The sequence below is a fragment of the Candidatus Avelusimicrobium sp. genome, from assembly GCF_051874775.1.
Classification (GTDB): domain Bacteria; phylum Elusimicrobiota; class Elusimicrobia; order Elusimicrobiales; family Elusimicrobiaceae; genus Avelusimicrobium.
Genome location: NZ_JBJEGE010000019.1, coordinates 45,704 through 52,814, shown reverse-complemented (window position 1 = coordinate 52,814; position 7,111 = coordinate 45,704). Strand labels below are relative to the sequence as shown.

The following is a 7,111-nucleotide window of genomic DNA, read 5'->3' as shown; positions in this document are numbered from 1 at the left end:
ACTCCTAAACAGCCACGATCGGCCTTGGTTTTTGGAATAGAACGTCCCCTTGCTAGTTAAGGCAATAATTTCATTCCCGACGACTTGCAAATCTTTAAATTGCCCGGCCGTCGTACCTATATAGCGCAATAGCCAGCTGCGGCCCCCGTTGTACGAATACTCAATATGGCACGCGTTTTTGGGACTAATACGCAACATTTCTTTCCCTACTGCAATTATTTGGCTCATTTCTTTTTCTCCTGAAATAATTTTAAAACTTCAATTAAAAAGCTCAACACTACAAGTGACTTCTCAACTACTTTTGTTACAGTTTGTTTCTTCACTAGAAATATCCTCCCTCAGATTATCATCCTACCAAATCTGTGCGACAACTCATTTGTCGGGCTAATTTGTTATGCTATAGGTGACGGACACAAAAAAGGCGGCGCGTTACGTTGAGCCTTTGGAATAACCCACATAACCGCCGCCTGTCCGTCCCATAGGAACGGACTCAAACGATTATTTTGAGGATTCCAAAGTGCCGCCGGCAAATCCGTCAGCTCTGCTTGGCCTCTAGCCAAACTTCCTAAAATAATAAATTGTACAGGGATTTCTCCCTTCACAAATTATAACATTATATTTGGCATCTACGGGGAAAATAGCATATAATAAACCTATGATTAAATCCGCCACTTTACATAAATTTACCCGCATCTTATATCTGCTGAACAAGTTGGATAAAGGCACCGTTACGCTTACGCAGGAAGCGAAAGAACTCGGTTTTTCCACGCGCACCTTACAGCGCGATTTGCGCGAAATAGAACGCGCCGGATTTCCGCTGTGTGAAGCGGCGGCCGGCCGTTACGGTTTTGCGGAAGGGTTTTCTCTAAGCAAAATGCCGTTGTCCGCGCGGGATAAGGCGCTGTTAAGCCTTGTTGGGCAGTTGGCGCAATCTCTCGGCCCCAACTGGCAAGCCAGTTTTAAACGGCTGACCGGCCAGCTTGTACGCCCTGCACTGCAGGAGGTTTATTTCCTTAAAATGCCGCGAATGCGGCACAGCGTTTCGCCCGCCATTTTGGGAACCTTGGAACAGGCTGTTTTAAAACACCGGTACATAGATGTGTATTACACCTCCCAAACCAAACGGGCGTGGAGCTGCGAACTGCGTCCTTTAAAAATCGCGCTGTTTGACGGTTTTTGGTATTTAATTGCGCTAAACAACTGGAACACGTTTATGAAATTTTCCTTGGACCGCATTGAAAAAGTAAATATGCGTTCCAAAACCTTTGTTCCCGTGGATATCAGCGACAAATTGGCCGCTTCGCCCAACATCTGGTTTGATACGGAGCAGAAAATCAACATCCGATTAAAGGTTGCGAAACCGGCGGCCGGCTACTTTAAAGAAGTGGAATTTTTTCCCTATCAAAAGATAGAAAAAGAAAATAAAGACGGCTCTCTCTTGATTTCCTGCCGTACGGCCAATTTTATGCAGGTTCTGCCGCAAATCCAGCGGTGGCTGCCGCATATTCGGGTCGTCGGCCCGTCGGAATTGGAAAAATTGCTGACGGACCAACTAGCCGCTTATCTCAAAAACAAATAATAGTTTATTGGAACAAACGGACAAAATCACCCAGCACCCGAAACACACGATACGGGGCAAACACAAAATACTGTACGAAGCAAATTCCCAAAAAGGAAATTTTAATTTTCGCCGCCGTCTGCGGCGCAATCGTCCTCTTCTTCGTCAAAATCTTCTTCTTCGGCACGTATGTCCGCCGCGAACTGCGCCCACGCTTTAGCGGGAGCTTCAAAATTGATATTTAACCCCGTATTGGAATACGGCCCGAACACTTTATCTTCGCCGGCCAAGATGTTCTGCTCAAGCGTAATTTGCATCTGGAAATCATCCGGACGGTTATACGAAGAGCAGCAGCCGGCGGCTTGCAGCGGATGCATATAGAACGACGCTTTCGGCTCCGGCATTATCCAGTTGTTCTCTTTCCGTTCGGCCAGCGTTTCGGCGATAAAGTCGGACAAATAAATGCTTTCTTCGTCCTTTACGGCCACCAGTTTATCCGCCAAAGCGGGGTTGAAAACAGGCTCGCCCTCGCAGTAAAGCGCGATTTGATACTCCATAAATTCCCCTTCGCTGCCCGGATTGGACCAAATGGTAAGCGGAGAAATTTCCAGTTCCAGATGTCCGTGTTTGCTAAATTTGATTTTTGCCATAATCCAAACTCCTTTAAAATAATAAAATTGATTTGCCTTACCAACCTCCGCCGCCACCGCCGCCCGACCCACCGCCGGAACAGCCGCCTCCGCCAAAACCGGATCTGGAAAATGACGAGTTGGAAGATGACGAGTTGGAAGACGGCGGAACCGACGCCAAACTGATTGCAGACGCCAATGCCGAAAGTTCACCCGCCGCCATCACGGAATACCCCTGTAATTCAAGCACCTGTTTGGCGGCGGCCTCCCCCAATGCGCTTTCAAATGCGTTCCACCATTTATTTTGCACGCCCAGCGCCACGGCATAGGGCAAATAATTACAATAAATCCGAGCGGAGTCCGTCGGGTTGGAAGCGAATACGCGGTTTGTTTCGGCTACTTCCAAATACTCTTTAAATCCTTCAATTTCATCCATTTTTTGCCTGCCTAAGGGCGTATGTACAGCCAGCCGGCGCCCCAACCATTCCCCCGGGACAAGCGTCCCTAAAATCAAAACGGTTTTTAACGCCCCCAACAACCAAAGCATAACGCCCCCAAAGCCTATTAAAGCCGATAAAGACGATTTAAAAATACAGTTTAAAAGGGCACAGGCAAACATTCCAAAAACTATCGCAACGAAAAATACGACAGGGGAATTTGCCAATATCCAAAACAATACCAACAGAACAAAAAACGACGGCAAATGACGCAGCCGAACGCCGCGTACGAAGAAACGTTCTCCGCTCCATTTTTTCAACGCAGAACCTACGGCCGAACTAGCGGCCTGGAACACGGCGGATTCGCTGTTGATCACGGGCACCTTTTGGCGCTTTTCAAATAATGCGTTCAAACACGCGCATTCCTCCGGGGAGAGGAACCCGCTCGTTTCTGCCGCTGTCCGCTCCAACTGAAAGTGCCCATTTTTGGTCTTAACAACACGCACAAAACCTTTTTGCACCAGAGACATAAAAACGACGGAAAGCGTTGAATTGGACCAAGTTCTGCAACAAAAATAGTGCACCTGCGCAGGGGAAAGTCCTTCCGGCGGTTCAAAACGCCGCAAAACGCGGGACTTGGGTTCTTTACCCACCCGCCGGCCAATATAAATATAATAGGCCGCCACAAGCCCCCATGCAAGGATCCCCCAAAGGATTTCCCATCTGTGTTTGTCAAAGAAAGAAAGTTCTTTTATGACGCCTTTATTCCACGCAACGGAAACGGTAAACCCCTCATAGGCCAACAGCGGGCGGGTCGTTTCAAAAAAGAGTTCCCGCACCTGCCGCGCGTGGCGGCCTTTTTCGCCGGCAGCGCCCGTATAGAGCGAAACCCCGCCCGGCACCACCGCCGCCCCCTGCGGCAAAGACAAACGGAAAGACGCGGACTGAATGGGAAATTGCCAATCGTTCCCTGTTACGTTCCAATAAAACTCGTCAAAATCTTTTTGAAAACGCACCGCGCCTTTTACGGTATAAGATAATTCATAAACGTATCTGCCGGGAGGAAGAATCCGGCCGGCATCCCCTATATAAACGGTTTTTTCGGAAGAAGATTTTTTAACCGTATACGGTTCCTCTTTTCCGTCGCGCGACACGGAAACGATCTCATAATCCGACACCCCTTTATAGGGAAGCGTGCGGAAAATCCCGCGCCGGATTTTATCACCGTTGGCCCGCACGGCAATCGTTTCTGTAACTAACACAGAAGCATCCTCTTTGACTACGGCGGAAGAAGAAAGTTGTTCGATTTCCTCCGTAGCCCAAGCCCCCGCAAAAACGGCGGTACAAACACAAAGTATCAAACAAATCAAGAAGCGTTTCATCTTTCTATTATAGTAAATCTGCCTTTTCTTTCCGTTCCTTTTTGATAAAATATAACAAGAGGTCTGTAATGCGTTACATTCTGTATCTTTTTACGATGGGGCTGTTGTTCGTGGGCGGTATGATGGTAGGCAATATGTACCTGCCGGACCGCGCCGCGTCTTTATCGGCGGCGGTATCCGCACCCGAACTGAACAAAACAAATCCCGCCCTGCAACACGCCTCCCGCGAAAACGCACAGCGTAATTTGGCGGCGCTCAGCAGTGCGCTTTCCTCGTGCCCCGTGGTGGTAAACGAGGAAAAAGACCGTTTGATTAACCAGCTCCGGCTGCAGCTAGCGCTTGATGACTTTGAACAAAAGAAAATGAAACTGGAGCTGGAACTGTCTAAAAACAAAGAATCTAACCGCCCGACCTCCGCGCTTACGCAGGCCGCGGTCGACTACAATCAAGCGCGCGCCGCAGCCGAAAAACTGGCGGACGAATTATTCCCCCTGCCCGCCGAAGAACCCGCCGCCGTTACTGACACCACAGATGACAAAAAAGCCCCCGCGCCCGAAAACGCGGAGGCCGCCAAACAATAATTTTGTTAATGGTTATATTTATCCAAAACCGTATGACACGCGGTTTTCTGCTCAACGGCCGTGTGCGGGCAGACGATGCAATCCTCCAACTTACAATCTCTTAAATCGGCTCCGTACGCTACGGAAACATACGGCCCCAACACGCAATTTTCAGCTTTTACACCGTCCTCAATCCAGCAGGGCGGAATAATGGTATTGTTTTGTTCCAACTCCTGCGGAATATGCTGGTGCCGCGTCAGCAGCAGGCGGTTGGTTTGCAGCATTACTTCTACCGTTCCGCAGTCAAACCAGTCATTCATATATACGGGAACAATCTCCTCCCCCCGCTCAAGCAAAACGGATAATGCGTCCGTCAGTTGGATTTCGTTCTTTACCGTCCTTCCGGAACGGATAACCTCTTCCAGCGCGCCAAAAAGTTTAGCGGAATCCAAAAACGAATACGCCCCGATAATCGCCAAGTCGGACTTGGGACGTTCCGGCTTTTCTTCAAATGAAATAATTTTGCCGTCCTTAATTTCCACGATTCCGAAACGCGACGGATCCCCTACCGGTTTAATGCCCACCGCATTTTTTCCGCCGTGGACGAGCGGACGCAAATCCCCGTCCACAATCGTATCTCCCAACAAAATAAAACACGGGCCGGACACCTCGTCTTTTGCCAAATATATGGCGTGCCCTAAGCCTTTGGGTTCGGGCTGCTGTACAAACGCTGCGTCCAGATGGGGATACCGATCGCGCACGAATTCCACAATCGCTTCTTGCTTATATCCCACAATAAACACGACTTTTTGGATACCGCAGCTCTCCACCTGATCCAGAATATGGCCCAAAATGGGTTTGCCCGCCACACTGAGCATCGTTTTGGGAACATACTCCGTATAGGGCAGTAAACGCACGCCTCTTCCGGCGGCAGGGATAATTGCGGTAAATTTACTCATCGTCAAAGGGCTTGACAGGCACGGCCCGTCTCCTTTAAAAGTTCGCGGTACTGGGCCAACTGCGGCGCGTAAATTTCCGCCGCCTGCGCGGGCGTATAGGCGCTGCGGTACGTCCAGTTTTCCTCACCTACGGTGCCGGGCGTATTCACGCGCTCCAGCGTACCGATAATGTCCTGCCACGAAAATAACGTGATGGCGGAATTGGAATCCAGTACGCGGCGCAGAATGGCGCGCTGCGAAGCTGAATCAAACGGAATGTTTCCGTCCGTTTTTTGGGCGGAAATCATTTCCCAGATATTGGCGCGTTCGCGTTGGTCCATTGTTTCCCACCAGCCGCGGACGGTTTCCGTATCGTGCGTAGACGTAGTGGCCAGCGATACAGTGGGATAGTTGCGCGGTTCGCGGTAGTAACCGTTATCCTCCCGCTCCCAACGCAGCACTTTATACCCGGGAATACGCAAATCCGCCAACATACGGCGTACATAATTGGGAATAACGCCCAGATCCTCGCCTATGGGCAGTTTGCCGCGGGCCTCATCAAGCACCATACGCAGGAAATTATATCCACGGTCAATTTGGTTTTGTTCTCCTTCCAAATCAAACGCGCCTTTTGTATCTTCCGGCGCAAAAATGTACGTACGGAAGAACCCGACCAAATGATCCAGCCGGAAAATATCATACAGTTCCGTTACGCGGCGGATTTTGCGCCGCCACAAATCCAAATTATGCCGGTGTTGGTACGGCCAGTTATACGCCGGAAGCCCCCAGCGCTGGCCGCCTTCGGAAAATTGGTCCGCGGGCGCGCCTGTTTCCCAACCGAGCAAATAGTTTTCCCGCTCGGACCACACTTCCGCGCTGTCCAAATTCGTACCGAACGGGATATCCCCAAAAATCAGCACGCCTTTTTCGCGCGCAAACACTTTGGCGCGGCGGAGCTGTTGGTCCAAAATCCACTGTACGTACGAAAAGAAACGGACGTATTCGCTATACTGGGCTTCAAACGCGTCTACGGCCTCTTTTTTAAAGTCGCGCAGTCCTTCCGGCCACTGGGTCCACGTCTGCCACTTATAAAATTCTTTTACGGCGCGGAAAACGGAATAATTGCGCAGCCAGCCGGATTGCGCGGAACAGTACGCCTCAAATGCGAAAAAACGCGCGGAGCGGACGGAAGCCTCGTCGGTTAAAAACCGTTGGTAACCGTACCATAAGGCTTTCAATTTGGCTTGCTTTACTTTAAAAAATGGCGCTTTAGGGGCATTGTGCCATACAGCGATATCCTCTTTCAGCGATTCTACATATGCCCGTCCGCTTTTGCTGGCCCAAACATCTTCCACGGCGGCAATATCGGCATAAACCGGATCCGTGGCAAACGCGCTGAGCGCGGAATACGGACAAGTTTCCAGCGGAGCCGTTTCCTGAAGCGGCAGGATTTGAAGGATTTTTGTCCCTTGCGCGGCAAAAAATTCCGTCCATTCCATTAAAGAGGAAAAATCTCCCACGCCCCAGTCTTTTTCCGTTTTCATCGCAGACAGCGGCATCAAAATTCCGTTTGAACGTCCCGCCAACAGCTGATCCTGTATCGTCAT

Annotated in this window: 6 protein-coding genes and 1 pseudogene; 2 read left to right on the top strand and 5 right to left on the bottom strand. The window is 50.0% G+C overall.

What is annotated here, in order from left to right; all coding sequences use genetic code 11:
* Window positions 1-228 (bottom strand): annotated as a pseudogene (locus ACI351_RS03980) (WD40/YVTN/BNR-like repeat-containing protein); the annotation flags it as partial.
* Between the two features lie 427 nt (window positions 229-655).
* Here ACI351_RS03980 and ACI351_RS03975 point away from each other — a divergent pair.
* Window positions 656-1,579, top strand: coding sequence for a helix-turn-helix transcriptional regulator (locus tag ACI351_RS03975; protein ID WP_439733964.1), 924 nt, complete (start codon window positions 656-658; stop codon window positions 1,577-1,579).
* Window positions 1,580-1,680: 101 nt separating this feature from the next.
* Here the strand turns inward: ACI351_RS03975 and ACI351_RS03970 are convergent, their stop codons facing one another.
* Together ACI351_RS03970 and ACI351_RS03965 are read right to left on the bottom strand one after the other, a co-directional pair.
* Window positions 1,681-2,208 (bottom strand): hypothetical protein, encoded by a 528-nt coding sequence (locus ACI351_RS03970; protein WP_439733963.1) that lies wholly within the window; start codon window positions 2,206-2,208, stop codon window positions 1,681-1,683.
* A 37-nt stretch (window positions 2,209-2,245) separates the two neighbouring features.
* The gene (locus ACI351_RS03965) at window positions 2,246-4,006 is read right to left on the bottom strand and encodes a DUF2207 domain-containing protein (protein ID WP_439733962.1); all 1,761 of its coding nucleotides are present in this window, start codon (window positions 4,004-4,006) and stop codon (window positions 2,246-2,248) included.
* A 68-nt stretch (window positions 4,007-4,074) separates the two neighbouring features.
* Here ACI351_RS03965 and ACI351_RS03960 point away from each other — a divergent pair, with 68 nt between their 5' ends.
* Window positions 4,075-4,587 carry a hypothetical protein gene (locus ACI351_RS03960; RefSeq protein ID WP_439733961.1) on the top strand — a complete coding sequence of 171 codons (513 nt, stop codon included), beginning with the start codon at window positions 4,075-4,077 and terminating at the stop codon, window positions 4,585-4,587.
* A gap of 5 nt (window positions 4,588-4,592) precedes the next feature.
* Here ACI351_RS03960 and ACI351_RS03955 read toward each other — a convergent pair whose 3' ends face one another.
* Window positions 4,593-5,525, bottom strand: coding sequence for a sugar phosphate nucleotidyltransferase (locus ACI351_RS03955; protein WP_439733960.1), 933 nt, complete (start codon window positions 5,523-5,525; stop codon window positions 4,593-4,595).
* 2 nt (window positions 5,526-5,527) lie between these two features.
* Window positions 5,528-7,111, bottom strand: coding sequence for a 4-alpha-glucanotransferase (gene malQ / locus ACI351_RS03950; protein WP_439733959.1), 1,584 nt, complete (start codon window positions 7,109-7,111; stop codon window positions 5,528-5,530).